Annotated in this window: 25 protein-coding genes; 19 read left to right on the top strand and 6 right to left on the bottom strand. The window is 52.7% G+C overall.

What is annotated here, in order from left to right:
- The first annotated feature begins 121 nt into the window (after positions 1–121).
- Positions 122–1,135, top strand: coding sequence for an IS630 family transposase (locus Q3Y66_RS10390; RefSeq protein ID WP_303319479.1), 1,014 nt, complete (start codon positions 122–124; stop codon positions 1,133–1,135).
- A gap of 4 nt (positions 1,136–1,139) precedes the next feature.
- Here the strand turns inward: Q3Y66_RS10390 and Q3Y66_RS10385 are convergent, their stop codons facing one another.
- Positions 1,140–1,346 carry a DUF2788 domain-containing protein gene (locus tag Q3Y66_RS10385; RefSeq protein ID WP_008956864.1) on the bottom strand — a complete coding sequence of 69 codons (207 nt, stop codon included), beginning with the start codon at positions 1,344–1,346 and terminating at the stop codon, positions 1,140–1,142.
- A gap of 143 nt (positions 1,347–1,489) precedes the next feature.
- On the opposite strand from Q3Y66_RS10385, the gene Q3Y66_RS10380 reads away from it, so the two are divergent.
- The 8 genes from Q3Y66_RS10380 (at position 1,490) to Q3Y66_RS10345 (ending at position 11,058) form a co-directional block, all read left to right on the top strand.
- Entirely contained in the window at positions 1,490–1,954 is a 465-nt protein-coding gene (locus Q3Y66_RS10380; protein WP_008956865.1) for a flavodoxin, read from the top strand.
- Between the two features lie 3 nt (positions 1,955–1,957).
- Complete coding sequence (locus tag Q3Y66_RS10375) at positions 1,958–2,335, top strand: hypothetical protein (protein WP_008956866.1); 378 nt, start codon at positions 1,958–1,960, stop codon at positions 2,333–2,335.
- A 259-nt stretch (positions 2,336–2,594) separates the two neighbouring features.
- Positions 2,595–3,947, top strand: coding sequence for a trigger factor (gene tig / locus Q3Y66_RS10370; RefSeq protein WP_008956867.1), 1,353 nt, complete (start codon positions 2,595–2,597; stop codon positions 3,945–3,947).
- Positions 3,948–4,015: 68 nt separating this feature from the next.
- On the top strand, positions 4,016–4,633 hold the full coding sequence (clpP, locus tag Q3Y66_RS10365) for an ATP-dependent Clp endopeptidase proteolytic subunit ClpP (protein ID WP_008956868.1): 618 nt from the start codon (positions 4,016–4,018) through the stop codon (positions 4,631–4,633).
- Between the two features lie 74 nt (positions 4,634–4,707).
- Complete coding sequence (gene clpX, locus Q3Y66_RS10360; protein ID WP_008956869.1) at positions 4,708–5,988, top strand: ATP-dependent Clp protease ATP-binding subunit ClpX; 1,281 nt, start codon at positions 4,708–4,710, stop codon at positions 5,986–5,988.
- A 247-nt stretch (positions 5,989–6,235) separates the two neighbouring features.
- The gene (gene lon, locus Q3Y66_RS10355; RefSeq protein WP_008956870.1) at positions 6,236–8,647 is read left to right on the top strand and encodes an endopeptidase La; all 2,412 of its coding nucleotides are present in this window, start codon (positions 6,236–6,238) and stop codon (positions 8,645–8,647) included.
- Between the two features lie 196 nt (positions 8,648–8,843).
- Complete coding sequence (locus Q3Y66_RS10350) at positions 8,844–9,116, top strand: HU family DNA-binding protein (protein ID WP_007114333.1); 273 nt, start codon at positions 8,844–8,846, stop codon at positions 9,114–9,116.
- A gap of 121 nt (positions 9,117–9,237) precedes the next feature.
- On the top strand, positions 9,238–11,058 hold the full coding sequence (locus Q3Y66_RS10345; protein WP_008956871.1) for a SurA N-terminal domain-containing protein: 1,821 nt from the start codon (positions 9,238–9,240) through the stop codon (positions 11,056–11,058).
- Positions 11,059–11,130: 72 nt separating this feature from the next.
- On the opposite strand, the gene Q3Y66_RS10340 is transcribed toward Q3Y66_RS10345, so the two are convergent.
- From Q3Y66_RS10340 to Q3Y66_RS10330, 3 genes are read right to left on the bottom strand one after another with little or no spacing between them, the layout of a single operon-like run.
- Positions 11,131–11,904 (bottom strand): UDP-2,3-diacylglucosamine diphosphatase, encoded by a 774-nt coding sequence (locus Q3Y66_RS10340; protein WP_008956872.1) that lies wholly within the window; start codon positions 11,902–11,904, stop codon positions 11,131–11,133.
- 13 nt (positions 11,905–11,917) lie between these two features.
- Entirely contained in the window at positions 11,918–12,418 is a 501-nt protein-coding gene (locus tag Q3Y66_RS10335) for a peptidylprolyl isomerase (RefSeq protein WP_008956873.1), read from the bottom strand.
- A complete protein-coding gene (locus Q3Y66_RS10330; protein ID WP_008956874.1) occupies positions 12,390–12,512 on the bottom strand; it encodes a hypothetical protein in 123 nt (40 codons plus the stop codon). Before Q3Y66_RS10330 ends, Q3Y66_RS10335 begins: the two co-directional genes overlap by 29 nt.
- Before the next feature lie 61 nt (positions 12,513–12,573).
- On the opposite strand from Q3Y66_RS10330, the gene Q3Y66_RS10325 reads away from it, so the two are divergent.
- The 10 genes from Q3Y66_RS10325 (at position 12,574) to Q3Y66_RS10280 (ending at position 25,142) form a co-directional block, all read left to right on the top strand.
- Positions 12,574–14,253: a glutamine--tRNA ligase/YqeY domain fusion protein gene (locus Q3Y66_RS10325; RefSeq protein ID WP_008956875.1), complete on the top strand. Its 1,680-nt coding sequence runs from the start codon at positions 12,574–12,576 to the stop codon at positions 14,251–14,253.
- A gap of 26 nt (positions 14,254–14,279) precedes the next feature.
- Positions 14,280–15,674: a cysteine--tRNA ligase gene (gene cysS / locus Q3Y66_RS10320; RefSeq protein WP_193365451.1), complete on the top strand. Its 1,395-nt coding sequence runs from the start codon at positions 14,280–14,282 to the stop codon at positions 15,672–15,674.
- A 100-nt stretch (positions 15,675–15,774) separates the two neighbouring features.
- The gene (locus tag Q3Y66_RS10315; RefSeq protein ID WP_008956877.1) at positions 15,775–16,701 is read left to right on the top strand and encodes an ABC transporter substrate-binding protein; all 927 of its coding nucleotides are present in this window, start codon (positions 15,775–15,777) and stop codon (positions 16,699–16,701) included.
- A gap of 27 nt (positions 16,702–16,728) precedes the next feature.
- Positions 16,729–17,928 carry an ABC transporter permease gene (locus Q3Y66_RS10310; RefSeq protein ID WP_008956878.1) on the top strand — a complete coding sequence of 400 codons (1,200 nt, stop codon included), beginning with the start codon at positions 16,729–16,731 and terminating at the stop codon, positions 17,926–17,928.
- A complete protein-coding gene (locus Q3Y66_RS10305) occupies positions 17,925–18,887 on the top strand; it encodes an ABC transporter ATP-binding protein (protein WP_008956879.1) in 963 nt (320 codons plus the stop codon). The genes Q3Y66_RS10310 and Q3Y66_RS10305 overlap by 4 nt, the downstream gene beginning before the upstream one ends.
- A gap of 55 nt (positions 18,888–18,942) precedes the next feature.
- The gene (locus Q3Y66_RS10300; protein ID WP_238528467.1) at positions 18,943–19,653 is read left to right on the top strand and encodes an ABC transporter permease; all 711 of its coding nucleotides are present in this window, start codon (positions 18,943–18,945) and stop codon (positions 19,651–19,653) included.
- A gap of 135 nt (positions 19,654–19,788) precedes the next feature.
- Positions 19,789–20,991: a thiamine pyrophosphate-dependent dehydrogenase E1 component subunit alpha gene (locus Q3Y66_RS10295; protein ID WP_008956881.1), complete on the top strand. Its 1,203-nt coding sequence runs from the start codon at positions 19,789–19,791 to the stop codon at positions 20,989–20,991.
- 1 nt (position 20,992) lies between these two features.
- Positions 20,993–21,970, top strand: coding sequence for an alpha-ketoacid dehydrogenase subunit beta (locus tag Q3Y66_RS10290; protein ID WP_008956882.1), 978 nt, complete (start codon positions 20,993–20,995; stop codon positions 21,968–21,970).
- Positions 21,971–22,008: 38 nt separating this feature from the next.
- Positions 22,009–23,262: a 2-oxo acid dehydrogenase subunit E2 gene (locus tag Q3Y66_RS10285; RefSeq protein ID WP_008956883.1), complete on the top strand. Its 1,254-nt coding sequence runs from the start codon at positions 22,009–22,011 to the stop codon at positions 23,260–23,262.
- 11 nt (positions 23,263–23,273) lie between these two features.
- Complete coding sequence (locus Q3Y66_RS10280) at positions 23,274–25,142, top strand: phosphotransferase (protein WP_008956884.1); 1,869 nt, start codon at positions 23,274–23,276, stop codon at positions 25,140–25,142.
- Here the strand turns inward: Q3Y66_RS10280 and Q3Y66_RS10275 are convergent.
- Both Q3Y66_RS10275 and Q3Y66_RS10270 read right to left on the bottom strand, forming a co-directional pair.
- Complete coding sequence (locus Q3Y66_RS10275) at positions 25,139–25,765, bottom strand: ABC-type transport auxiliary lipoprotein family protein (RefSeq protein WP_008956885.1); 627 nt, start codon at positions 25,763–25,765, stop codon at positions 25,139–25,141. The two genes, Q3Y66_RS10280 and Q3Y66_RS10275, sit on opposite strands and share 4 nt — an antisense overlap.
- Positions 25,762–26,703: an MlaD family protein gene (locus Q3Y66_RS10270; RefSeq protein ID WP_008956886.1), complete on the bottom strand. Its 942-nt coding sequence runs from the start codon at positions 26,701–26,703 to the stop codon at positions 25,762–25,764. The genes Q3Y66_RS10275 and Q3Y66_RS10270 overlap by 4 nt, the downstream gene beginning before the upstream one ends.
- Between the last annotated feature and the right edge of the window lie 5 nt (positions 26,704–26,708).

Below are 26,708 nucleotides of genomic sequence, written 5' to 3'. Positions count from 1 at the left end.
GCGCTCCTTTTCTTGTTATAGCGCCGGGTCTCAAGTCATGAGGGTTTTCTTGCAACTAAGTGATTCTGCATAAATTATCGCGTATAAAGAACAAAGATCCATCAGAGTAAAATACAGAACCATGTCTCGGCGCTTACGTTTCGTTTCTTTAACACCTGACCAGCAACGTATCTTAAATGAAGCCTACCAGTACGGCGAAAAGAGAGCACTACGTCGTCGGGCCCACGCCATTCTGCTCAACCACAAGGGCCATACGATTAACCAGATTCGCGATATTATTGGGGTTAAGCGCGATACGGTATCGACTTGGTTATCCCAATGGGAAGCAGACGGTATTGAAGGTCTTCAAGACAAGCCTCGCGAAGGACGCCCGCACCTTCTCAGCGAGAGCGATCTTGCTGTGTTAGAACAACTGGTTGAAGAGTATCCCCATCAATTGCCTGTCCTCCATGCCAAGTTTCAGGAGCAGACAGGTAACGTCGTCAGCCAGGACACGTTGCGGCGCGCGTTAAAAAAAGGCTATAGCTGTAAGCGGATACGCCGCTCATTGAGGGCACATCGTGACGAAGCGGATTTCCGCCATACGCAAGAGATAATCAATGTATTGAAGGAGTGGGAAGATGATGGTGAGTGCGATCTCTATTTCTTTGATGAAGCCGGTTTCTCGCAATCATCGTCACTTCCTTATGCATGGAGCCCGATAGCCAAGCCCTGGGAAGTCACGGCCTACCCACACAGCAAACGGCTGAATGTACTGGGCTTTCTCACCAGAAAAGGTGAGTTTTTTCACCATATGACCACCGACTCAGTGACCACTGAAACCGTTATAGAAGCCTTTGATCAGTTTGCGGCACATAAAGACCCTGACGCATTCGCCGTCGTGATACTGGATAATGCCAGGATGCACCGTTCCAAGGCGTTCCAGCGCAAACTTATTGATTGGATGGCACATCGCATTCACCTGGTCTACTTGTCGCCATATTCGCCGGAGCTGAATCTGATCGAAATCCTTTGGCGCGAAATCAAATACCGGTGGCTACCGTTAACAGCCTACAGTTCGTTCGATAAGCTTTGTGAAGCGGTCAAAAAAGTATGTAATGGTTACGGCACTGATTACTCAATAACTTTTGCATAACCACTTACATGCCGCCACCTTCTATTAACCACGTAATCACCACCTTGATAACGTAACCCAGCATACCTGCTCCCAACACGACAAACAGCATGATGGTGCCAAATTTGCCAGCGTTGGATTTTTTAGCCAGGTCCCAGATAATAAAGCACATAAATATAATTAAACCCCCGATCATTATCGGAGTGATCCACGTCTCAAAGGTTTGCTGCATAGTTACTCCTAGGGGTTATGTATGGGCCAAGCATTACGGGTAATGTGTTTCATTCTAACCAGCCATGTTAATATTTGAGCAAATTCATCGGGTATTTGTCGACTTGAAGGTTGGCACTGTGACACTTTGACAGGGGAGTGACGATGCCGAAGCTAAATATTTTGGTGGGCACCATGTACGGCGGTGCCCTTGATGTGGCAGAACAAGTGAAGCCCCTATTTGAACAGGCCGGTTACGCTGTGGAGATTGTTGAGCAACCATCTGTCGATGATATTGTCAGTGGTGACGCCGATTTGGCGCTGTTTTGTGTCTCGACCACGGGCAGTGGAGATTTTCCCGGCAGTTTTGTGCCCTTTGTCCGGCAGTTGCGTGATCAAAGTCCCACGCTTATCACGCTTCGCTACGGGCTCATTGCCCTCGGTGATAGCTCGTATGGCGATACTTTTTGCGGCGCAGGCCGCGCGCTAGATGAGTTGCTGGCGGATTATGGCGCGACTCGCTTAGGGGAGCGCCTAGAAATCGACGCCATGGAGACCTTTATGGCCGACGATGCTGCCGTGCCCTGGGTGGAAGAGTGGATCGTTGACCAGCAGTTAAAGTTGGCTTGAGCGATGCAGCGAACGCCCACCTCGCCTGAGCGCATCAGCGTTGCGCTGGGTTTATGTGTCGTTATGCTGGCAACCCTGCCTCGCTACATGGCGGGCGGGCATGAAACCCGCCAGACGCTGATTTTCTTCGCCTTAGCACTGGTGGCTTTTGCGGCTATTATTCAGTGGCGCTTATTGGCTGTGGAGGCGCGTCGCCGCTTGCCGCAACTATGCAAACGGTTAGCCGTTATGTTACTGCTAGGAATGGTCGTAATGGGTGGCTGGCACGCGCTGTTTACGGAGTGGATTAGTTGGCAGGTGTTCATTTCCCATGGTGCGACGCTTGGCGTACTGATGCACGCAGTAGGTCTATGGTGGGCTGGTGAGCACCAAGCTCACTAGTGTTTTTGGTACAGCGATTGAAAAAGTCGCTGCAAGACGTACAAAGCAGTAGAATGGTATAAATTACGCAGCATGGGGCTAATAATGAAGCTAAACACGCCTTAAAGCGGTTAATTGCTCGCTTATTCCCTTGTTTTTAACATCACTGCCCCCATGTTGCGAGCATGGCGCTTGCCACTATGCGTTGGGGTTCTTAAAATTACCCCCTTGAACTTATTACATGCAATCAACACAACGCCCAGCCGTTAGAGGACAATTCATGCAAGTTTCTGTCGAGACGACCTCCCAGATCGAACGCCGCATTACTATTCAAGTGCCGGCTGCCGAAATTGACGAGGCCGTTAGTGCTCGCTTGAAAGACACCGCGAAGAATGTTCGCTTGAATGGTTTTCGCCAGGGCCGGGTGCCAATGGCAGTAGTTCAGCAGCGCTACGGCCAAGACGTACGTAACGAGGTAGTTAGCGAAGTAATGCGTGAGCGTTACGTACGCGCTATTACTGATGAAGGCCTCAATCCGGCGGGCTTCCCGCAAATTGAACCTTCCGTTAACGAATCAGGCAAAGACCTTGAATTCGTGGCAGTAATGGAAATCTACCCGCAGGTAGAGCTGGCTTCAATTGAAGGTGCTGATATAGAGCGCCCGGTGGTGTCCGTTAGCGATGCAGATGTCGATGAGATGATCGATACACTGCGTAAGCAAAATGCCGCATGGGAAGAAGTTGATGCTGCTGCCGCTGATGGTGACCAAGTCACTATCGACTTCCAGGGCTATATTGGTGATGAGCCGTTCGAAGGCGGTAGTGCCGAAGGTCACACACTGGTCATTGGCTCCAATAGCTTTATTCCAGGTTTTGAAGAGCAGTTAATTGGTGCTAAAGCGGGCGAAGAGAAGACCCTTAACGTCACGTTCCCTGATGACTACCAGGCTGAGCACTTGGCTGGCAAAGAAGCCACTTTCAAGGTAACGGTTCACAAAGTCAGCAGCCAGAAGCTGCCCGAAGTTGACGCTGAGTTTATCGAGCGTTTTGGCGTTGAAGGCGGCGATCAGGAAAAATTCCGCGCCGAAATCAAGAAGAACATGACCCGTGAAGCATCACAAGCCGTTGATAACCGGGTTAAGCAGCAAGTACTTGATGCGCTTAAAAAGGTGAATGAAATTCCTGTGCCGAGCGCACTGGTTCAGCAAGAAACAGATGGCATGAAGCGTCAGGCGGCTCAACAGTTTGGTTTAGGCGAAGATTTTGATGTTAGCCAGCTGCCCAATGAACTTTTCGAAGAGCAGGCTAAAGGCCGAGTTCAGGTTGGTTTGTTGCTGGCAGAAGTCATCAAAGCAAACGAACTTGATGCCGACGATGATGCTATCAAGGCAAAAGTAGCCGAGCTGGCTGAGCAGTATCAAGATCCTGATGAAGTGGTTAGCTACTACATGGGTAACGAACAGCTGAAAACCCAGGTGAAATCTGCCATTCTCGAAGAGAAGGCGGTGGCTAAGTTGCTTGAGCAAACGAACATTAAAGACGTTGAAATGTCTTATCAGCAAGCCCTTGCCGCTGCGCAACAGCAGGCTGAGCAAGATGAGGGTGCTGAAGAAGGCGAGCAAGCTAGCGCCTAACACCCTGGAACGTGGCGCACCTTTATGTCGGTGCGCCTTTCCCTTCCCGGACGCAAGGAATCACCTGAATGAGTGAGTTTGATATTCAAAACGCCGGCGGTTTAGTGCCCATGGTGGTTGAGCAGAGCGCCAAAGGGGAAAGAGCCTACGACATCTACTCACGCCTTTTGAAAGAGCGTGTGATCTTTTTGGTAGGCCCTGTAGAAGACTACATGGCTAATCTGGTTGTCGCTCAGTTACTGTTTCTGGAGTCAGAAAATCCAGATAAAGATATTCACCTGTATATTAACTCGCCAGGTGGTTCGGTCACCGCGGGGATGTCGATTTACGACACTATGCAGTTTGTGAAGCCGGACGTGTCTACGGTATGTATTGGCCAAGCGGCCAGCATGGGTGCGCTGTTATTGACAGCAGGTGCTGCTGGTAAACGTTACTGCCTGCCCAATTCACGGGTGATGATTCATCAGCCGCTGGGTGGTTACCAAGGCCAGGCTTCTGACATTGAAATTCATACCCGTGAAATTCTGGGTATTCGCGAAAAGCTGAATCAAATCCTTGCCCACCATACGGGCCAAGATATCGAAACCGTCTCGCGTGATACAGATCGGGATAATTTCATGAGCGCCAATAAAGCCACAGAGTATGGCTTGATTGACGCAGTGCTGGATAAGCGGCCTACATCCTGATAGCGTAATAGGATTCTGCTTTTCTAACGAGCTTTTCCGGCGGCGTAAGCCGCCGCAGTGATAGAGGTATGCGAATGGCCGACGGCAAAGGCAAGGACGAAGGTGGCAAACTGCTCTACTGCTCGTTTTGTGGAAAGAATCAAAACGAAGTACGTAAGCTGATTGCGGGCCCGTCCGTTTATATCTGCGATGAGTGTGTCGACTTATGTAATGACATTATTCGCGAGGAAGTTCTCGAAGCCGATGCCGAGAGCGATGAGGAGCGTTTACCTACGCCTCGCGAAATACGTCATACGCTTGATGACTACGTCATCGGACAAGATCGCGCCAAAATGGTGCTTTCTGTAGCGGTGTATAACCACTACAAGCGTCTGAAAACAGATGTGCGCGACGGCGATGTAGAATTAGGTAAATCAAACATTCTGCTGATTGGTCCCACTGGTAGCGGTAAAACGCTGTTAGCGGAGACGATGGCACGGTTACTGAATGTACCTTTTACCATTGCGGATGCAACCACGCTGACGGAAGCCGGCTATGTCGGTGAAGATGTCGAAAACATCATCCAGAAGTTGTTGCAGAAGTGCGATTACGACGTTGAGAAAGCCGAGCGCGGGATTGTTTATATTGATGAAATCGACAAGATTTCACGCAAATCGGATAACCCTTCAATTACGCGTGATGTCTCGGGTGAAGGCGTCCAGCAAGCATTGCTGAAGCTTATTGAAGGTACAACGGCTTCTGTGCCACCTCAAGGTGGGCGCAAACATCCCCAGCAGGAATTTGTCCAAGTTAATACGGGCAATATTCTGTTTATCGTAGGCGGTGCGTTTGCGGGGCTGGAGAAAGTTATTCGTGACCGTGCTGAGAAGGGCGGTATCGGCTTCAATGCAGCGGTGAAAAGCAAGGAGTCCTCCCGTGGGGTGGGTGAACTGCTGGCTGACGTAGAGCCTGATGATCTAGTGAAATTTGGCTTGATTCCAGAGTTTGTAGGGCGTTTGCCGATCATCGCGACACTAACGGAGCTCACCGAAGATGCACTGGTGCAGATTCTGACCGAGCCCAAGAATTCGCTGGTTAAGCAGTACGCTAAGCTGTTTGAAATGGAAGATGTGACGCTTGAGTTCAGAGATGAAGCGTTACGTGCTGTGGCTGAGAAAGCGATGGAGCGTAAGACTGGCGCGCGTGGCCTGCGCTCTATTCTAGAGTCAGTGCTGCTTGACACCATGTACGAAATTCCATCACTTGAAGGTGTCAGTAAAGTTGTCATTGACGGTTCAGTGATTGCCGGTGAGAGCGAGCCTCTTTTGATCTATTCTCAGCAAGAAGAAGCCCTAGTCGACGGCACTGATGGTTAGTGGCTAGTTGACCAGTCGGCCCAGCTTTAACCGCTTGCGCTAAAATCAAGGGGTCGCTTAGGCGACCCCTTGTTGTTGAAGAGCCCTGCCGCTGAAGAGCTTTGCCGTTGAAAAGCTTTGTCGTGAAGTGTTACTGCCTAGTCCGCTCAATGCTAATGTGGTTGAACATCGCTTACTGACGACTGCGCAGTACTTTTCCAAGTACTCTTTTTTAAGTACTCATCCGATTTGCCGAGGAACGTCTGCGATGCAGCAGAACGCCGAACAGACACAATGTCTACCCCTTTTACCGTTGCGCGATGTGGTCGTTTATCCGCAAATGGTAATACCCCTTTTTGTTGGTCGTGAAAAGTCTATCCAGGCGCTTGAAGCAGCGATGGAGGCTGATAAGCGTGTATTGCTGGTGGCTCAACGTGAAGCGTCTCAGGATGAGCCGGATAACGCTGATCTTTATTCTATGGGTACCGTGGCTGACATTATGCAGCTGCTCAAGCTTCCTGATGGCACGGTTAAAGTACTCATTGAGGGTAATTTTCGAGCGGATGTACTAAGCGTTGAAGAGAATGAAGCCGGCTACACGCAGGCGCACTTAACACCACGAGAGAGTGAGCCGCTTACTACTCGTGAGCAAGAAGCGCTTGTGCGTGTATTACTCAACCAGTTTGAGCAGTACGTCAAGCTGTCTAAGAAAGTCCCTAACGAGGTACTTAACTCGTTATCAGGGATTGAAGACCCAAGCCGCTTGGTGGACACCATTTGTGCTCATCTGTCGCTGAAAATTGGTGATAAGCAGGAATTGCTTGAGATGGATCGCGTGCGCGATCGTATTGAGCACCTGATGGCGCTGATTGAGTCTGAAATCGATCTGCTGCAAGTGGAGAAGCGCATCCGCTCGCGGGTTAAAGAGCAGATGGAGAAGACGCAGCGCGAGTACTATCTCAATGAGCAGATGAAAGCCATCCAGAAAGAGATGGGTGAGCTGGATAATGTGCCCAATGAGGCTGAAAAGTACGAGCTCGCGATTAAAGAGTCCGGCATGCCCAAGGAGGCATCGGAGAAAGCGACGCAAGAGCTTAACAAGCTCAAAATGATGGCTTCAAATTCCGCTGAAGCGACCGTTGTGCGCTCTTACCTGGATTGGCTAGTCGCGGTGCCTTGGAAGAAGCGCACACGTGTGAAGCACGATCTCGTCAAAGCTCAGCAAGTGCTGGATGAAGACCATTACGGCCTTGAAGAGGTAAAAGCGCGCATCCTAGAGTATCTTGCCGTGCAGAAGCGGGTGCGCAAGATGAAAGGGCCTGTATTGTGTTTGGTGGGCCCGCCTGGAGTGGGTAAAACCTCTCTCGGCCAATCTATCGCCCGTGCCACCAATCGTAAGTATGTGCGTTTGGCGCTGGGTGGCGTTCGCGATGAGTCAGAAATTCGCGGCCATCGCCGCACCTATATCGGGTCGCTGCCGGGTAAATTGATGCAGCGGATGAGCCGTGCTGGGGTTAAAAATCCCCTGTTCTTGCTGGATGAGGTCGACAAGCTTGGCATGGATCATCGCGGCGATCCTGCCTCTGCATTGCTTGAAGTGCTTGATCCTGAACAAAATAACAGCTTTAGCGATCACTATCTGGAGCTCGATTACGATCTTTCAGAAACACTATTCATCTGTACGGCTAATTCGATGAATATTCCTAGTGCGCTTCTAGATCGTATGGAGATTATTCGTCTGCCGGGTTACACCGAAGATGAAAAACTGGCCATCGCTAAGCGCTACTTATTGCCTAAGCAGTTAGCAGCAAACGGTTTGAAGGGTGATGAGTTAACGCTGGAAGATAGCGCGCTTTTAGAGCTTATTCGCTATTACACTCGTGAAGCAGGTGTGCGTGAGCTTGAGCGTCAGATCGCCAAAGTGTCGCGTAAAGTGCTACGTGAACGCCTTGAAAATGAGCGTGACCCTACATCTGATCAAGATGGTCAGAGCTTAACGGCCGAACAGATTGAGCACTATGCAGGGGTGCGTCGCTATAGTTACGGTCTGGCTGAGCAAGAAGATCAAATTGGCCGAGTCACTGGGCTTGCCTGGACATCGGTCGGTGGCGAATTGCTTAATATTGAGTCAGTGGTTACGCCGGGTAAGGGGCGAATTAACAAAACTGGCTCGCTCGGCGATGTCATGAAAGAGTCGGTAAGCGCGGCACACACCGTGGTCAGAGCTAGAGCACAAGCGTATGGTATTGATCCTGAGCGGTTCGAAAAAGAGGATCTGCATATCCACGTACCCGAAGGAGCTACACCTAAGGATGGCCCCAGCGCGGGTATTGCCATGGTGACCGCTATCGTTTCTGCTTACACCCAGCGGGCGGTACGTTGTGATGTGGCAATGACCGGTGAGGTCAATCTGCGCGGTGAAGTGTTGCCCATCGGTGGTCTGAAGGAGAAATTGCTGGCAGCTCGCCGCGGTGGTATAAAGACAGTGCTAATTCCTGAGGAAAACCGTCGTGATCTCAAGGAAGTACCTGACAATATCAAAGGTGCACTTGATATTCGTCCGGTACGTTGGATAGATGATGTCTTAGCCGTAGCGCTAGCTGATAAGGTAGAAGAAGGTGCACCGTTGAAAAGCACCGACGCATCGTATAGTAATACCGTAGTTGCTAGTACCCATTAAGCTGTTAAAGTCCTCTTTGGTCTTTAATTTTACTTAATATTTGTGCCCGCTACTTTGTGTGGCGGGTATCTCACAGCATGGTTGCTTGACAGGTGTTTCAAGGCGTTGCTATAAAACGCAGCTATGCTTTGATCGTTGTACCTATCGGTGACCATGCCGTTCAGAGCCATTTTTTGAAACAGTCAAGGGGTGAAGAGTGAATAAGTCCGAGCTGATTGAAGCCATTGCCGCGTCTGCAGATATCCCGAAAGCAGCGGCAACCCGCGCATTGGATGCCATGGTGGAGTCTGTCACCGATAGCCTTAAGAAGGGCGAAAGCGTATCACTAGTAGGCTTTGGTACCTTCGCGATCAAAGAACGTGCTGCACGCACTGGCCGCAACCCGCAAACGGGACAGCCAATCCAGATCAGTGCTGCCAAAGTACCCAGCTTCAAAGCAGGTAAAGCGCTGAAAGACGCCGTCAACTAATTTGACCGCGTTTGCTGTAACCTAATGGGCGCATCGCATTGGCGATGCGCCCATGTTATTTTCTGGCCCCTATTTGTTAGGATTTAGCGGGTCTGTTTGGCTGTGACTATCTGAGGCTAGCATGCTGCAAAGTATTCGAGATGGCTCCAGGAGCTGGGGTGCCAAAATTATTATCGGTGTTATGGTCGCGGCCATGGCGCTTTTCGGGATTGAATCACTGTTTGGGCTTTTTGGCAGCGATCCAGACGAAGTAGCCAGTGTCAACGGGCAGCCAATCATGCGTCAGCAGGTTGAGCTCGGGGTGCAGCGCGCTTTACGCTCAGGACAGGTGCCGCCTGAACAAGAGCGAGCCCTACGCAGCGACATGCTTGACCAGCTCATCACCCAGGAATTGTTATCCCAGTACGCCAAAGAGGGTGGTTTTGCTGTTTCAGAAGAGCAACTTGATCAACTGATTGTCAGTCTGCCTGAGTTTCATGATCAGGATGGTCGTTTTTCTGCTGAAGTTTTTCGTAATCGCTTAGCGGGCGCGGGCTATACGCCATTATCTTTTCGTGAAGAATTGCGCGTCGATATCCAGCGACAGCATTTACAGCAGGGCCTCGCCTTCAGCGATTTTAGCTTACCCAACGAGCAAGAGCGCCTGGCAGAGTTGCAGCGCCAGGAGCGGAGCTTACGCTATGTGCTGCTAGATGGTGACGACGTCGAGGCTGATATCAATATCAGTGAAGACGACCTGCAAGCCTATTATGATGCCCACCAAGAGCGCTATGAACGTCCAGAACAGGTGCGTCTTGAGTATGTGTTAGTTGATCGTCAGGCAATGGCAGAAGGCCGCGATATTGATGAAGAGGCGCTACGTGATGCATGGCGCGAACAGAACCGTGACGCTGATCGCCAAGTCTCGCATATCATGATCACCTTTGGTGACGAACGTACTCGTGATGAAGCTCAGGAAATGGCTGAAACAGCCAGGCAAGCATTGGATAGCGGTGAATCGTTTGCCGATACCGCTCTGCGCTACTCTGATGATACGGCCAGTGCCGAAGAGGGTGGGGATCTTGGGGTAATCAGCCGTGGCTTCTTTGGGGATAGCTTTGATGAAGCAGCATTCTCTTTAGAAGAGGGTGATGTATCCCAGCCGGTTGAACTGGATAATGCTTTTCACATTATTCAGGTGGCGGATATTCAAGGCCCAACATTTGAAGAGCAGCGCGATGAGTTGGCGCGGGAAGTGGCGCTGAGCGATGTTGATGATGAATTTAATCAGCGAGTTCAGCAGCTAATTGATGAAAGCTTCGCTGCTGATGATTTGCAAAGCGTTGCTGAAAGCATTGGTCTTACCCTTAATGAGAGCGATTGGCTTGCCCGTGATGATGAAGTTGAAGGCGTTTTATCCGAGCCTGGTGTGATGTCAGCGGCGTTCAGCAACGACGTGCTGGAAGAGGGTTATAACAGTGAAGTTATCGAGTTAGACCAAGATCGTCGGATGGTGCTGCGTATTGCTGAACAGCGCGATGCGACGTTACTGCCTCTGGATGAGGTCCGCGAGGAGGTCGAAATATCCGTAGCGGCTGAGCAGCAACAGCAAGCATTGCGTGAAGAGGCGCAATCACTGCTTTCAGAACTGCAAGCAGGTGAGGAGTTGGATATCAATTGGCTCGAAGCTAACAACGTTAGTCGCCAAGCCGATATCACCGTACCTCAAACGATTGTTCAGGAAGCTTTCCGCATGCCACGGCCTGATGAGGGTGAAAGCGTTTATCGTGCCGTTGAACTTCCCCAAGGCGTTGCCGTTGTAGCGTTGGATAGTGTTACTGACGGTGAAATTGATGAGCAGATGGAAACGTTTGTCTCACAAATGGCGGAACAACTGCGTGCTCAATCGGTACTCCAAGGTTTGGTTGATGACTTGCGCAGCGATGCAGACATAGAGCAATAGAATCGCTTAAGCAGGTTCAAAAAAGCCGATCTCGCGATCGGCTTTTTTATATCCGTAAATAGCGGTCTCAGGTCAGGCGTCAGGTAATTCGGTGAAAGAGAACTGACGCAACCTTGGTGCCGTTTGATCTGAGCGCTCAACCACGATATCCCAGCCACGTTGGCTATCCCAATCACCTAACACATAACGTTTGGCGGGTACTTCTTCAACCGTCAGGTCATGTACGTGGGGGCGGTGAGTGTGACCATGAATCATAGTGGCAACACCAAACCGCTCCATCAGCAAAATGACTTCCTGCTGTGTCACATCCATGATCGCCTCAGCTTTATTGGCGTTAGCCTCGCCCGACTGCATACGTAGGCTTTTGGCCAGCTCTAGACGTTGTTCCAGCGGTAGAGCCAATATCTGAGTTTGCCACTCTGGGTTGCGCGACTGCTGACGGAAAGCCATGTAGGCTTCATCTTGGGTGCATAAGCTATCGCCATGCAGAAGTACCACGGGCACCCCCTGAATCTCGACTTCCTCAATGTCAGATAGCAGCATCGCCTGACAAGCGTTAACAAAGCGCTCGCCGAGTAAAAAATCACGGTTGCCATGCATCAAATAAACAGTGGTGCCGTCACTGCTAAGCTTGTGCAGCCGCTTGATAACCTCTTGAGCCACAATGCTGAGCGGATGGTCAGTGGCATCCAGAAGGTCATCACCCATCCAGGCATCAAAAAGGTCGCCCAGAATATAAAGAGCATCGGCTCCTGGGGCAGTATGTTCTAGGTAGCTGTAAAACCCCTGATTAATCTCAGGGGTGTCGCTACTTAGATGCAGGTCGGCAACAAGCAATGTGCGCATAAAGCTCCCAGTGTCATTCCGCTTCCTTCACGTAAGCGCGTTCGATGATCACGTCTTCAGCGGGTACATCGGCATGCATGCCACGGCGTGTAGTGGCCACGTTTTTAATCTCGTTGACCACCTCCATACCGTCAACGACTTCGCCAAATACCGCATAGCCCCAGCCTTGAAGACTTTTACCGCTGTGATCAAGAAAGCTATTGTCGCCCACATTAATAAAAAACTGCGCAGTGGCAGAATGCGGGTCCTGGGTGCGAGCCATGGCTAGCGTACCGATAGTGTTTTTTAAGCCGTTGTCGGCTTCGTTCTCGATCGGGTCACCGGTCGGCTTCTGCTCGAAGTCTTTATCAAAACCGCCGCCTTGGACCATGAATCCGTCAATCACCCGGTGAAACAGGGTGCCGTCATAAAATCCGTCGCGAACGTACTGCTCAAAGTTCGCCGCGCTAATCGGCGCTTTTTCATGGTTAAGCGCGATGGTGATGTCACCGTGGTTCGTCTGTAATACGATCATTGATAAATTCCTGTTCAATAAAGGCGTTCGCCTTGGCGCTGTGCATCGGCGTCACGTTATAATAGCGGTTTTGCCCTGCACCGCGAAGGGCCATAGGAGTATCCTATGTTCTCACGGCTCAGTACGCCATCCACCACGAGGTTATCAACACCACCATGACCAACGAGACCACCCCAGCGCCGAACTTCATTCGCAACCAAGTACGCGACGAAATCGAGGGCGGCCAGGTCACTAAAATCGTGACACGCTTCCCCCCCGAGCCCAACGGCTTTTTGCACATCGGCCATGCAAAGTCGATCTGTCTCAATTTCGGGCTGGCGGAGCAAATGGGTGGCGAATGTCATCTGCGTTTTGATGATACCAACCCGGCGAAAGAAGAACAGGCGTACATCGATGCGATCAAAGAGGATGTCACTTGGCTAGGCTTTGAATGGGCAGGCCCTGTGCGTTTTGCTTCCGACTACTTCGACCAGCTCTATGCCTGGGCGCAGCACTTGATGCGTGAAGGAAAAGCCTACGTGGACGACCTTTCGCCGGATGAAATTCGCGAGTACCGCGGCACACTGACGGCGCCGGGTACCCCTAGTCCTTACCGTGAGCGCAGCGCCGAAGAGAATCTTGATCTGCTGGCGCGAATGCGCGAAGGCGAGTTTGGCGAAAGTGAAAAGGTCGTGCGCGCTAAAATTGACATGGCGTCGCCTAATATCAACCTACGCGACCCCATCCTTTACCGCATCCGACACGCCAGCCATCACCAAACGGGCGATAAGTGGAAAATCTACCCCTCTTATGATTTCACCCATGGTCAATCAGATGCCATTGAAGGTGTTACGCACTCGATCTGCACCCTGGAGTTTGAAGATCACCGCCCGCTGTATGAGTGGTTTTTAAATAACCTTCCTGTGCCCGCCAAGCCGCGCCAAATCGAATTTGCCCGGCTCAATCTTGATTACACGCTAACCTCCAAGCGCAAGTTGAAGCTGTTGGTAGACGAAAAGATTGTCGATGGCTGGGATGACCCGCGGATGCCGACGATTTCCGGCATGCGTCGCCGCGGTTATACGCCGACCTCTATCCGCAAGTTCTGCGAGATGATCGGCGTCACCCGTGCCGACGGTGGCTTAGTCGATATCGCCATGTTGACCCACGCGATTCGCTCAGATCTTGAAGACAATGCGCCGCGCGCCATGTGTGTGTTGAAGCCGCTGAAAGTCGTGCTCACCAATGTGCCGGAAGATCACGAAGAGATGTATGAAGTGCCAGGGCACCCTGCACGTGAAGATATGACGATGCGCAAGGTGCCCTTTACTCGGGAGCTTTACATCGATCAAGACGACTTTATGGAAGATGCTCCTAAGAAGTTCTTCCGCCTCGCGCCAGGTAAAGAAGTACGTCTACGCAATAGCTATGTGATTCGCTGTGACGAGGTAATTAAGGACTCGGCCGGTGACATCAACGAGCTGCATTGTTCAGTGGATTTCGATACGCTGGGCAAAAACCCGGAAGGCCGCAAGGTGAAAGGGGTTATTCATTGGGTAAGTGCTGACCACGGTTTGCCAGTGGAAGTGCGCCTGTATGACAACCTGTTCACCGTTGAGCAGCCAGATCGTGACAAAGAGGTCGACTTCCTAGAGCACTTAAATCCGGAATCGCTGGTCGTTTGTCAGGCAATTGGCGAGCCGAGCCTTGCGGAGGCCACGCCCGAGTCACGCTTCCAGTTCGAGCGCGTTGGTTACTTCTGTGCAGATCGTCATGATTCCACGCCAGAGCATTTAGTGTTTAACCGCACCGTGGGATTAAAAGATAGCTGGGCAAAAATCAAGCAGAAGGGCTAAAGGCCAGGAAAAACATGGATAGCCATATGCATATTTACAATACGCTGACGCGTCGCAAAGAACCTTTCACCCCGCTTGTAGCGGGAAAAGTGAGCATGTATGTCTGCGGCATGACGGTGTATGACTATTGCCATCTTGGTCATGCCCGCGTCATGGTCGCCTTTGACGTCATCACCCGCTACCTGCGTGAGCGTGGCTACGATGTTAACTATGTGCGCAACATTACCGATATTGATGACAAGATACTGAAGCGTGCTGACGAAAATGGTGAAAGCATCACCGCGCTAACCGAGCGCATGATTGCCGCCATGCACGAAGATGAAGCGCGTCTGTTTGTTTTGCCACCGACTCATGAGCCCCGCGCCACCGGTCATATCGACGATATCGTGGCAATGATTGAAACGCTGATTGCAAAAGGCTTTGCCTATGCGGCCGATAACGGCGATGTTTACTACCGTGTACGCAAGTTTGCCAATTACGGCAAGCTCAATAATCGCCAGCTAGACGATATGCGCTCTGGTGCTCGGGTGGATGTTGATGTTCATAAAGAAGATCCACTCGACTTTGTACTTTGGAAGGCTGCAAAACCGGGTGAGGCCCACTGGTCGTCGCCGTGGGGTAATGGGCGTCCCGGCTGGCACATCGAGTGCTCGGCGATGTCGACCTGCTGCTTGGGTGATACCTTCGATATTCACGGTGGCGGGCCGGATCTAACCTTTCCGCATCATGAAAATGAGATTGCGCAAAGCGAAGCGGCCACCGGCAAGACCTACGTCAACACCTGGATGCACGCTGGGGCAGTGCGGGTGAACAAGGAGAAGATGTCCAAATCTCTGGGCAACTTCTTCACCATTCGCGATGTACTGGCCGAACACGACCCTGAAGTGGTGCGCTTTCTGCTGGTGGCCAGTCACTACCGTAGCCCGATCAACTATTCGGTGGACTCACTGACCGAAGCACGCAAATCGCTGACACGTTTATACACAGCGCTAGAAGGCGTCGACACTGACGCTATTGCCAGCAGTGAAGCATCCCCTTACCGAGAGCGTTTTACTCAGGTCATGGACGATGACTTCAACACGCCTGAAGCGTTGGCAGTCATGTTTGAGCTGGCGCGTGAAGTCAATCGCGCCAAGCAGGAGCAGCCCGACGAGGCCGCTAGGCTTGGGGGCGAGCTCAAGCAGCTAGGGGCTATTTTGGGGCTGCTTCAGCAGGCGCCGCAAATTTTCCTGAAAGGCACGCAGCAACAAGGTATGCCGCTTAGCGAAAGCGAGATTGAAGCGAAAATTGCTCAACGTATTGAGGCGAAAGCGAATAAGGACTTCGCTCAGGCGGATGCGATTCGCGATGAGCTCTCAGCCCTAGGGATTATTCTTAAAGACTCACGCGAAGGTACTTCTTGGGTGTTAGAAGCACCTTAAACGCCGATGGCTTTATCTTAGGCTCTGACTTAAACGCTGATGGCTCTTATACTTCATAAGAGCCTCAGTAAAAAAAGCCCACTTCAAAAGGAATTCCAAGATGCGCTTTTCAGCTAATCCTATCATTGCTAAGCCCTTAATCGTTGCTTGCGCCGTATCCGTTATTTCCCTTTCCCAGGCCAGCGCCAATGAGCCGGTAGTGGTGTCCTCCAAGATCGATACGGAAGGGTCGGTGTTGGGTGAGCTGATCATTCAGACCTTGGAACGCAACGATATTGCTACCGAAAACCGCTTACAGCTTGGTGGTACTAGTGTTGTGCGGTCGGCATTAGAAGCTGGCGAAATTGATGTGTACCCTGAGTACACGGGCAATGGTGCCTTCTTTTTTGATATGGCCGACAGTCCAGTGTGGAACGATGCGGATCAAGCGTTTGAAACCGTTAAAGAGCGTGACGCGGAACAAGACTTGGTCTGGCTGCAGCCAGCTAGCGCTAACAACACCTGGGCAATGAGTGTCCGCGAAGACGTAGCCACTGAAAATGAATTGGTCAGTTTAGAAGACCTCGCGGCCTATCTGGCGGAAGGGGGGGAGTTCAAATTCGCCGCCAGCGCGGAATTTGTGGAATCCGCACAGGCGTTACCTGCGTTTCAGGAAGCCTACGGTTTTGAATTGAGCGATGAGCAACTGCTGGTGCTGTCGGGTGGCAATACTGCTGCCACCATGCGTGCCGCCGCCCAGCAAACCAGTGGCGTTAACGCCGCCATGACTTATGGCACCGACGGTGGCTTAAGTGCACTGGGTCTGGTCGTACTGGAAGATACTAAAGGCGTGCAGCCCGTATACCAGCCTGCCCCCGTGGTGCGTGAAAGCGTGCTGGAAACGTACCCCGAAATGGAAGCGCTGCTCAACGAGGTCTTTGCCACCCTTGACCTGGTCACTCTGCAAACGCTAAATGCAGATGTTGCTGTTAACGGGCTGTCACCGACCCAAGTGGCCAGCGACTATCTGGATGCGCTAGCTGATTAATGTGTTTATGCCTGGGATAACTAATTAATGTCGTTATTGGATGCATTGCCCACCCCTCGGCTTCGCTGGGATGGGCGGCACCCTAACACTGTGCTTGTTAGCCTCAGTCTTATCATGCTGGCCGCATTCTGGGGTTTGGACGTGGTTAGCATGGCCCCCAATCGGATTGTTCAGGGAACGAGCTACGGCGCGCTTGAGGCCTTAGGCTGGCCCGGCGCGCTATTAGCCACATTACTGCTCAGTTTCATTGGCATATTAGCGTGGCAACCGAGTTACCGGCACTATCGCGCTCTGTTAGCGGCAGTAATGACCTTGATGGCACTCATGCCCGTGGGGTTAATTGCCAGCAGCTATTTACTGATTAATCCTGAACTGCCCCAGGCGCGTTTGGGCCTGGGGGCAGCGTATTGGGTAGTGCTGTTTGTATTACTACTGTGCTTAATTGAAATACGCTTACGCTTAAAGCTCACTCGTCTCTGGCCCACGCTGCTGTTATGTGGCGTGGCGTTGGTGTGGTGGCTGTGTGCAACTTTGTGGCTGGATAGCCTTGCCCTGGTGCAGGAGTTTAAGACGCGTGATCGGCAGTTTCTGAGAGCTATTGGTCAGCACGTGACGCTGGTTGGGGCTGCCGTCAGTATTAGCGTGGTGGTTGGCTTAGTACTAGCGATGCTGATGCGCCGCTATGCACGGCTGCAGAAAGGCGCTTTCGCAGTACTCAATTTTCTACAAACCATTCCCAGTCTTGCCTTGTTTGGCCTGCTACTGGCGCCGCTTGCTTGGCTTGCTGCCAACGTACCATTGCTAGGCCGGCTTGGCGTCAGCGGGATCGGTACGACGCCTGCCTTGATCGCACTGATTGCCTATAGCCTGCTCCCCATGGTGCGTAACACCTATATCGCTCTTGAAGAAGTAAGCCCCGATACCCTGGAAGCCGCCAAGGGGATGGGAATGCGTGCTGGCCAGCGTTTTTGGCAGGTGCGGCTACCGCTGGCGCTGCCGGTGCTACTTGAGGGGGTGCGTATTACCACGGTTCAGGCCATTGGTCTCACCGCCGTTGCCGCTTTGATCGGGGCGGGTGGGCTCGGCACCTTTATTTTTCAGGGTTTGGGTCAAGCAGCCATGGACATGGTTCTGCTCGGCGCACTGCCCATTTTAATGCTGGCTCTGGTCGTGGATGCGGGCTTGGGCGCCCTGGCAGAAGCACTGCGCCCCGGAGGAACACGATGATTGAGCTTTCCCATGTCTCAAAGCGATTTGGTGAAGAAACCGCGGTGGATGATATTTCGCTGCGGGTGCCTAAGGGCAAATTTTGTGCGTTGGTAGGTACCTCCGGCTGTGGTAAATCGACCACGCTGCGCATGATCAATCGTTTAATCGAGCATAGCGAGGGTGACATTACTCTGGATGGCCAGGCCATTGAGGTGTATGACCCGGTCAAGCTACGCCGCCGGATTGGTTATGTCATTCAGCACACCGGTTTGTTCCCTCACTGGAACGTGGCGCGCAATATTGGTCTGGTACCACGGTTATTGAAGTGGTCAGCCGCCGATGTCCAAGGGCGGGTTGAAGAGTTGATGGACTTGCTAGGCTTGCCTGTCGGGGAGTTTGCGCATAAATATCCTCACCAGCTTTCAGGTGGGCAGGCGCAACGAGTCGGGGTGGCAAGGGCATTGGCCGCCGACCCCGATATTTTGCTGATGGACGAACCTTTCGGCGCCCTTGATCCGATTACCCGTGAAAAGCTTCAGGATGAGCTGGCCAAACTACAGGCGCGGCTGCACAAAACGGTGGTCTTCGTGACCCATGACATGGATGAAGCCCTCAAGCTAGCAGATCATTTGGTGGTGATGCGCGAAGGGCGAATAGTGCAGCAGGGTTCTCCGCTGGCGCTGTTGCAACAGCCAGCCGACTCGTTTGTCGAGTCATTGCTAGGGGGGCTTGAACGGGGGCTCAAACAGGCTGCTTTAACCCGCGTTAAAGACCACATGACCTCCATGGGGCCGACTCTGCCCGCCCAATCACGGATTCCTGCAGATTTCTCACTACGTCAGGCGCTTTCCATGATGCTACGCGACCATAGCGATAGGCTTACAGTTGTCGATCAGCACGATGTCCCCATTGGCGAGCTATCGCTGCGCAGGATCATCAAGGAAGCACAACTGGATAAAGGAAGTGCGCGTGAGTAATTCGCTGAGTATCGCGCAGCCACGTAAAAGAGCCCCGCTGTGGCTTTGGCCACTGATGTGGGGAACACTGCTGCTGCTCAGCGTTGTGGCCATGTCTGCTGCCGAGCCACTTTTTCGCTGGATAGAACCTGATGCCAGGCAGGTGATTTATGACCGTGCTGATTTCTATGTACTGCTGGGCCGCCACCTCCTTGTGGTGGGCATAGCGGCGCTTGTGACCGTTGTTGTAGGCGTTTCAGCTGGCATTGTGGTGACTCGCGAGCGTGGCAGCGATTTTTTGCCGCTGGTCGGCCAGTTGGCCTCGCTGGGACAAACCTTTCCGCCGGTGGCCGTGCTGGCGCTGGCGGTACCTGTGCTCGGATTTGGTACTTTGCCCATCATTGTCGCCTTGATGCTGTATGGCATGCTGCCCATCGTGCGTAATACGCTTGCCGGACTGCAAGAGGTTGATATCGACATAAAGACCGCCGCACACGCCATGGGCATGACGCCGACTCAGACATTGCGGTATGTCGAGCTGCCGCTGGCGGCCCCGGTCATCCTGGCGGGCATTCGTACCTCTGTCACCATTAATATCGCCACGGCTGCTCTGGGGGCGACTGTTGGGGCCAGTAACCTTGGCGACCCGATTATCTCCGGCATCGTTAACGGCAATATGGCCTATGTAGTTCAGGGGGCGTTGACCATTGCGCTATTGGCATTGACGGTCGACAGCCTATTTGAAGTGCTGCAACAACCACTGCGTTCTCGGCTCTCTGCGGCTTAAGTTGTATCCCTAAAGTTCTTGTGCTGCGTTACTGTCGCAGTAGTTGTATTTGACTCATGCCAGATAAATCCACTGGCAAAAATGGTCAATACCAACAACACTGCCCTCAAAAGGGGTAAAACAAGGACAATAATGATGACTGAGTACGTGCACCAGCCGGACTTCATGACCGGCGACGAATTTTCGATTCCCACCTTTAGCCTGCTCTGTCCGGAAGGCGAGCTACATGACGGCGCCATTGAACCGGCGCTTGAGCGTGATCATGCCCGGCGCATTTACCAGGCAATGCTGGCCACGCGTATTCTCGACGAACGAATGATGGCAGCCCAGCGTCAGGGGCGGCTTAGTTTCTATATGCAGTGTACGGGGGAAGAGGCCGCCGTAGTGGGCGCAACTGCCGCGCTTGATGATGCCGACATGATCATGGCCCAGTACCGCGAGCAGGGCGCTCTGATGTATCGCGGCTTCTCAATCGATGAATTTATGAACCAGCTGTTTGGCAACGAGTTGGACTACGGCAAAGGCCGTCAAATGCCGATCCACTATGGATCCCGCAAGCTGCACTACATGACCATCTCCTCCCCCCTGGCTACGCAAATTCCACAGGCCACGGGCTACGCCTATGGGCAAAAACTTGCTGGTGATGGCCACTGTACGCTGACCTTCTTTGGCGAAGGTGCTGCTTCCGAAGGCGATTTCCACGCCGCACTCAATATGGCCTCGGTACATCAGGTGCCAGTGATTTTCTTCTGCCGTAACAACGGCTATGCCATTTCCACGCCTGCCGTAGAGCAGTTCGCCGCTGATGGTATTGCCCCACGAGCATTTGGTTACCATATGCACGTGATACGCGTGGACGGCAATGACGTGTTGGCGGTCTATGAGGCCACTCGTCAGGCGCGCAAGATTGCCGTTGAGCGCAACCAGCCTGTCTTGATTGAGGCCATGAGCTATCGTCTGGCTGCCCATTCCTCCTCGGATGACCCATCAGGCTATCGTTCAAAGGATGAAGAAGAGATATGGCGCGCCAAAGACCCCGTGCTGCGGCTAAAAAAATGGCTGTTGAAAAAGCAGTGGTGGAGTGAGGAAGAGGAGAGTAGCCAGCAAGAAGCCCTGCGCCGGGAAGTGCTCGAGACATTAAAACGTGCCGAGAAGCGCGCATCGCCCCCGCTTGAGAGCTTGATCAGCGATGTCTATGCCGACATCACACCTGCGCTACAGCGTCAGTTTGACCAGTTGAAGCGCCATATCCGCCGGTATCCAGAAGCTTACCCACGAGGTGCGCAATCGTTGGACTTAGACGTTGGCACAGACACTGATCCGCAGGGAGAGGCGTAACATGGCCACTATGAATATGCTCCAGGCGATCAATAACGCCCTGGATATCGCCATGGCAGAGGATGAAAAAGTCATTTGCTTTGGTGAAGACGTGGGGATTTTCGGCGGCGTCTTCCGAGCAACAAGCCATTTGCAGGAGAAGTACGGCAAGGCTCGCTGCTTCAACACACCGCTGGTCGAACAGGGCATCATCGGCTTTGCCAATGGTTTGGCGGCCCAAGGCTCGGTACCAGTCGCGGAAATCCAGTTTGCTGACTATATCTTTCCTGCGTTCGACCAGATCGTTAACGAAACGGCCAAGTTCCGCTATCGCTCGGGGGATCTGTTTAATGTGGGTGGGCTGACCATACGTACCCCATACGGCGGCGGCATCGCCGGCGGGCTCTACCACTCTCAATCCCCGGAAGCCTATTTCACCCATACCCCCGGTTTGAAAGTGGTCGTGCCGCGTAACCCCTATCAAGCCAAGGGACTGCTGCTTGCCGCCATTCGGGATCCGGACCCGGTATTGTTTCTGGAGCCCAAGCGGCTTTACCGCGCATCGGTAGGCGAAGTGCCCGAAGAGGATTATCAACTGCCAATTGGTGAGGCCGAGATCACCAAGGAGGGCACCGATATTACCGTGGTTGGTTGGGGCGCGCAGATGGAAGTCATCAGCAAGGCGGTTGAACTAGCCGAGGAGCAGGGTATCGCCTGTGAAGTGATCGACCTGCGCTCACTGCTGCCCTGGGATGCGGATACGGTGGCGGAATCGGTGCTAAAAACCGGTCGGCTCGTGGTAAGCCATGAAGCACCCCTAACCGGTGGTTTTGCCGGTGAAATTGCCGCCACCATCCAAGAGCGTTGTTTTCTCTACCTTGAATCGCCCATTGCCCGGGTCACAGGGCTGGATACGCCTTTTCCGCTGGTACTGGAAAAAGAGTATCTGCCCGACCACCTGAAGATTTTTGAAGCGATTCGCGAAAGCGTCAACTTTTAGCGGCTATTAATGCCTAAGTACGCATGGGGAGAACAATAATGAGCGATTTTTTACTGCCGGATATTGGCGAAGGCATTGTCGAGTGCGAAGTGGTCGAATGGCGCGTCGCTGAAGGTGACCAAATTGAAGAAGACCAGCCCATCGTTGAAGTCATGACCGATAAGGCGCTGGTGGAAATTACCGCCCCAGAAGCCGGTGTCGTGACCAAGCTTTATGTGGCCCAGGGGCAGATTGCCAAGGTGCATGCCCCCTTATACGCCTACCAGGCCGAAGGTGAAGCACCCAGCGAAGCCAGCACGGTAGAGGATGACTCGGACACTTCCCAACCCACGCCATCACCCAGCGCCGACCGCCCAATGGAGCCAATTGCGTCGTCAAACGTGTCGATGATAGGAGCGCACGGAAAAGTCCCCGCCAGCCCAGCGGTCCGAAGGTTGGTGCGGGAACATCACCTCAACCTGACGGATATCGCAGGTAGTGGTAAAGATGGCCGGGTACTCAAGGAAGACGTATTGGCGCATCTTGAACAGCCAGCTGGAGCAGCCATGGCATCGTCTCAGGCCGTTTCATCTAGTGGTGTAGAGGAAGCGCCCAGGGTGGAACCACTGCGTGGCGTTCGAGCGGTGATGGCCAAGCGCATGGTCGAAGCGGCCAGCACGATTCCGCATTTTCACTATGGTGAAGAGGTCGATGTGACTTCACTGCTATCCCTACGAGAACGCTTAAAGCCATTGGCAGAGGCTAAGGGCGAGCGTTTGACCCTAATGCCATTCTTTATGAAAGCCATGGCACTGGCGGTAGCCGAAGAGCCCATCGTTAATGCTCAGTTAAACGCGGCGGGGAATGAGCTGCACTACTTCTCCCAGTGCAATATCGGTATGGCGGTGGATAGCAAAGCGGGGCTAATGGTACCCAATATTAAGAACGTTGAAAGATTGACGCTATTGGAGATTGCTCGTGAAGTGGGCCGCTTAACAACGGCCGCGCGGGAGGGACGGGTTGATCAGACCGATCTAAAGGGCGGCACGATTAGCATTTCTAATATCGGAGCGCTCGGCGGTACCTACGCGGCACCTATCATTAACGCGCCGGAAGCTGCGATCGTGGCGATTGGTAAAACCCAGTGGTTGCCTCGGTTTGATGAGCAGGGCGAAGTGCAGCGCCGCGCGATCGTGACGATTACCTGGGCGGGTGATCATCGCTTTATTGATGGCGGTACCATTGCGCGCTTCTGTAATGCCTGGAAAGGCTTTCTGGAAGCCCCGGAAACGATGCTTCTTCACTTGGGCTAATAGGCCACACCATGCCCCAGGCGCCGCTTCAGCAGTTTTATATACCCGAAGAGCAGTCGGTATATCTGCTGAGCCATCACGATGCCCGCAAACTTAAAGATTGGGTGGCGCTGTGCCAGGCGCAGCTCACCCAGTTGGGCTATCAAGGCATCGAGTTAATCGGTAAGGGGGCTTACGGCTTTGTATTTGCTGGCAGCTTGCCCAATGTTGGCGCGGGAGCAAACCCAAACTACGTATTTAAGTTCTCGCGCATCACTCTACCCACCCATCTGCAAGAGCGCCTCGAAGAAGAGGCGTTTATGCTCGATCAAGTTTCACATCCACGTATCCCCGGTTTGATCACCTATCAGCGCTCCCGGGGCCAATCAATATTGGTGATGGAGCGTGCCCCCGGCTGGAATCTAGAGCAGGTGTCGCTTAAGCAGGGGCGCCTCTCTCCCCGTCTGATCGTGCGCATTGCCGCGCAGTTGGCCGATATCCTGATTGCCTTGCGCCGGGAGACGGGGCCACAAGCACGGCCAGTAGTGCATGGCGATATCAAACCATCCAACTTGGTGTATGACGCCGAGCAGGAGTCTATCGCGCTAATCGACTGGGGCTCATCGGTATTTGCTCAGCTAGATGCTCAGCTACAATTTGTGGGCGCCAACGTGATGGAGCTGATGTCGGATAATCTGCAGCAAACCAATGCCCGCTTAGGGGATGTTTACTTTATCGGAGAGGAGCAGTTGAACGGCGCGCTCTCTTCGCCAAGGTTTGATGAGCAGGGCGTTGCGGGCACTCTGTATGCTCTTGCTTCTGCCCAGTCCTGCCGATTTGGGCACCGGGCTATTCCTGCCAGCTCGCTGGGCTTGCCGATGGAGTTTGCGCGCACATTGGACGGTATGCTCGACCCAGACGCTTACGTTCGGCGCAAAGCGGGCGACTATTTTTTACACCATATGGCACGAATGGCCAGAGTCGTGATGATTGACCTCCCCGCATCTCTTGATGTACCGCTGGTACCTGTATGGGGCCGCCCGGCTCAGCAGGAAATTGACACCGTTGTGTATAGCTCACGCAAAGCGTTTCTTCGCGAAGCGAATGTGCAGGAAACCCTTAATGACGTTAACGATGTGCAGCTGGATCGTTATTACAAGCAGTTTATGCAAGGCATGGGCGAGACCGAAAAGGCATTTTTGGCCTCGGTAAGCCGTTTAGGTAAATATCCCGTGGTGGGCGGTTTGGCGGTGCGCTGGGAGCGGGAAGGGGTATATATCGACTCTTCGCTAAATCTACACGACCCCGCACTCAAGCCTGCCTTTATAGAAGCAGTAAATAACATGGTGCACTTGGCGAGGGCCATTCATCGCCAAGGAGTATTTAAAAGCTGCCTATTTAACGCTCGCCAGACGCTACACTTAGAGCGCGTATCAGCCGACCATGCTTTTATCAGCGAGCCAAGTATGGCGATTAGCTATGAACTAAGCTCAGTGCCAGAGCTTGAGGATCGCACCCGTCAGCACAGTTATTTTGAAGATGGCCCCGATCCAGAAGAGCTACTTGTGCTTCCTGAATCGATAATGCATGTGCTTCAACAACTTAACGATATTCACCACACCGGCATGATTATTTTTGAAGCGTTACCACAGCACCTCAAAATCCATAGCTACTACCGATTGCTGGATCCTGCCAAGGAGCATGAGTTTCGCACGCTGCTGGCGAGTATTCTTGCGTCGGTTAATCAAATTGAAGGGTTAGGGGTGTCCGGCTTCATGAAGATGCCCTACAAGGATACGCGCTACTTCCCCCACATGGAAAAGCAGCCTGAGCGCTACTACCCCCGCGACCCGCGAGAGTATGTGAGAAAATATCAAACCAGTCAGGACTCGGTTGATTAGCGATTTGGTCTGTGAGCCATATCAGCCTGCTGCGCTAACCAGACTGCCAGTTGTTCAGTCAGTTCATCGCTGGCAAGACCAAAGGCATCAACCACATCGGCAATATCGACGCTGCTCGCTTGCGCGCGAGTGCTGAAATTCTTGGCGGCAAGAGGTGTTTGGTTCTGAGTGCCTACCAGCTGTACATCGAGTTGTATCTCTACCGTGGGAGGGGTGGTCACATAATTGCTTTGAAAGTGGCGCAATTCACTGAGTAGCAGCAGGTCATGCGGTAAGCGGTCACTACCTACACCGGCAAATAGTTGGCTCTGCTGTAAGCCCATAATCAACCTCGCCTGGAGTAAGTCAGTTGCATCTTCATGCCAGCGGGCACCCTCATACACATTGACCACATTCCTCTCTGGGTAGACCACAATTCGGTTGCTGCTGATTAAATGGCCCGCTTCTGGATCGGCAATACCAAGACGTAGGCTAGCCGTATTGGATGAAACAGCTGTAGACGACAAATCACTCGCAGGCAAACGGTAAAGCGTCGCAGGTTCGCTTTCAGGCAGAATGGAGCAGCCCGCATTGAATACTAGCGCAGCACTGATGAGAACTATGGCGGTGATACGTAATTTCATGGGCGGAACTCCTCGACCTGGTCACGGCCCAGGAAGAAATCCGTCGGGCTCTCCTCTAACTGGCGGGTAATACGGTCTAGCGTACTCAGCGTAGAGCGCAGTGAAGAGAGCGCTGGCGCAATATTTTGTGCACCCTGCAAGCTGCCCTCAATAGCACCAGCGTTAGTTTCCACTAACTGTTCAATTCGCTGGGCCGCACGCGCCACATCGCGACTTGCATCGGCGGCACTCTGCATCACTATCCTCCCGTCCTCGCGTAGCAGTAGGGTTGCTTCTTGGCTGAGTGCATCAATGCTGGCAAGGGTGGTGGTTGCCTGACGGGAAGCGTTGCCAAAGAGCGCCATGTTCTCATCCAGTGCTTGCTGCTGAGTGGCAATCATCTCAGTAATTTGGGCGATGTTAGTTAAAATACTCCCAGCCTGCTCGCGATTGTTATCATCAAACAGCTTGTTAACGCTCTGTAAAATCGAGTTGATGTTCTCAATCATATCCTCACCTTCGTCAAACAGCGTTGCGATGGGTGAAGGGTCTGCTTGGATAAAAGGGGCCTCGTCACGGGTTTGATCGACCAATCGTGGGCTTTCCGGGGTTCCCCCGTGTAACTGAACCGACATGCTGCCGGTGATGCTTGCGAAGGCGAGTTTTGCACGTGTATCCGTTTTGACTGGCGCGTCGTCATACACCCGGATATGGGCAATCACCTGCCGTGGGTCATCAGGATTGAGGTTCAGCTCGGTAACGTCCCCCACCTCAATACCGTTATATTGCACTCGGCTGCCGACCGATAAGCCGCTGACGCTGCGCTCAAAAAGAATACGGTAAGGCTGGTAGCTACGTTCACCGGCTGCGTAGCTCATCCATAGTGCAAACAGTAGCGCCGCGACGGCGGTTCCCAGTGTGAACAGACCTATCAAAACGTGATGCGCGCGGGTTTCCATCGACC

Source organism: Halomonas sp. HAL1 (assembly GCF_030544485.1).
In the GTDB taxonomy this organism is placed as follows: domain Bacteria; phylum Pseudomonadota; class Gammaproteobacteria; order Pseudomonadales; family Halomonadaceae; genus Vreelandella; species Vreelandella arctica.
The sequence above is the reverse complement of the archived record's forward strand: the minus strand, read 5'-3'. Positions and strand labels throughout refer to the sequence as shown.

Coding starts and splice junctions, on each gene's coding strand:
- Q3Y66_RS10310 (WP_008956878.1), top strand. CDS start 16,729: ATGTCGTTATTGGATGCATTGCCCACCCCTCGGCTTCGCTGGGATGGG.
- clpX (WP_008956869.1), top strand. CDS start 4,708: ATGGCCGACGGCAAAGGCAAGGACGAAGGTGGCAAACTGCTCTACTGC.
- Q3Y66_RS10315 (WP_008956877.1), top strand. CDS start 15,775: ATGCGCTTTTCAGCTAATCCTATCATTGCTAAGCCCTTAATCGTTGCT.
- Q3Y66_RS10390 (WP_303319479.1), top strand. CDS start 122: ATGTCTCGGCGCTTACGTTTCGTTTCTTTAACACCTGACCAGCAACGT.
- cysS (WP_193365451.1), top strand. CDS start 14,280: ATGCATATTTACAATACGCTGACGCGTCGCAAAGAACCTTTCACCCCG.
- Q3Y66_RS10335 (WP_008956873.1), bottom strand. CDS start 12,418: ATGATCGTATTACAGACGAACCACGGTGACATCACCATCGCGCTTAAC.
- Q3Y66_RS10270 (WP_008956886.1), bottom strand. CDS start 26,703: ATGGAAACCCGCGCGCATCACGTTTTGATAGGTCTGTTCACACTGGGA.
- Q3Y66_RS10280 (WP_008956884.1), top strand. CDS start 23,274: ATGCCCCAGGCGCCGCTTCAGCAGTTTTATATACCCGAAGAGCAGTCG.
- Q3Y66_RS10375 (WP_008956866.1), top strand. CDS start 1,958: ATGCAGCGAACGCCCACCTCGCCTGAGCGCATCAGCGTTGCGCTGGGT.
- Q3Y66_RS10275 (WP_008956885.1), bottom strand. CDS start 25,765: ATGAAATTACGTATCACCGCCATAGTTCTCATCAGTGCTGCGCTAGTA.
- Q3Y66_RS10345 (WP_008956871.1), top strand. CDS start 9,238: ATGCTGCAAAGTATTCGAGATGGCTCCAGGAGCTGGGGTGCCAAAATT.
- Q3Y66_RS10295 (WP_008956881.1), top strand. CDS start 19,789: ATGACTGAGTACGTGCACCAGCCGGACTTCATGACCGGCGACGAATTT.
- Q3Y66_RS10290 (WP_008956882.1), top strand. CDS start 20,993: ATGGCCACTATGAATATGCTCCAGGCGATCAATAACGCCCTGGATATC.
- clpP (WP_008956868.1), top strand. CDS start 4,016: ATGAGTGAGTTTGATATTCAAAACGCCGGCGGTTTAGTGCCCATGGTG.
- lon (WP_008956870.1), top strand. CDS start 6,236: ATGCAGCAGAACGCCGAACAGACACAATGTCTACCCCTTTTACCGTTG.
- Q3Y66_RS10305 (WP_008956879.1), top strand. CDS start 17,925: ATGATTGAGCTTTCCCATGTCTCAAAGCGATTTGGTGAAGAAACCGCG.
- Q3Y66_RS10380 (WP_008956865.1), top strand. CDS start 1,490: ATGCCGAAGCTAAATATTTTGGTGGGCACCATGTACGGCGGTGCCCTT.
- Q3Y66_RS10340 (WP_008956872.1), bottom strand. CDS start 11,904: ATGCGCACATTGCTTGTTGCCGACCTGCATCTAAGTAGCGACACCCCT.
- Q3Y66_RS10330 (WP_008956874.1), bottom strand. CDS start 12,512: ATGGCCCTTCGCGGTGCAGGGCAAAACCGCTATTATAACGTGACGCCG.
- tig (WP_008956867.1), top strand. CDS start 2,595: ATGCAAGTTTCTGTCGAGACGACCTCCCAGATCGAACGCCGCATTACT.
- Q3Y66_RS10285 (WP_008956883.1), top strand. CDS start 22,009: ATGAGCGATTTTTTACTGCCGGATATTGGCGAAGGCATTGTCGAGTGC.
- Q3Y66_RS10325 (WP_008956875.1), top strand. CDS start 12,574: ATGACCAACGAGACCACCCCAGCGCCGAACTTCATTCGCAACCAAGTA.
- Q3Y66_RS10300 (WP_238528467.1), top strand. CDS start 18,943: ATGTGGGGAACACTGCTGCTGCTCAGCGTTGTGGCCATGTCTGCTGCC.
- Q3Y66_RS10385 (WP_008956864.1), bottom strand. CDS start 1,346: ATGCAGCAAACCTTTGAGACGTGGATCACTCCGATAATGATCGGGGGT.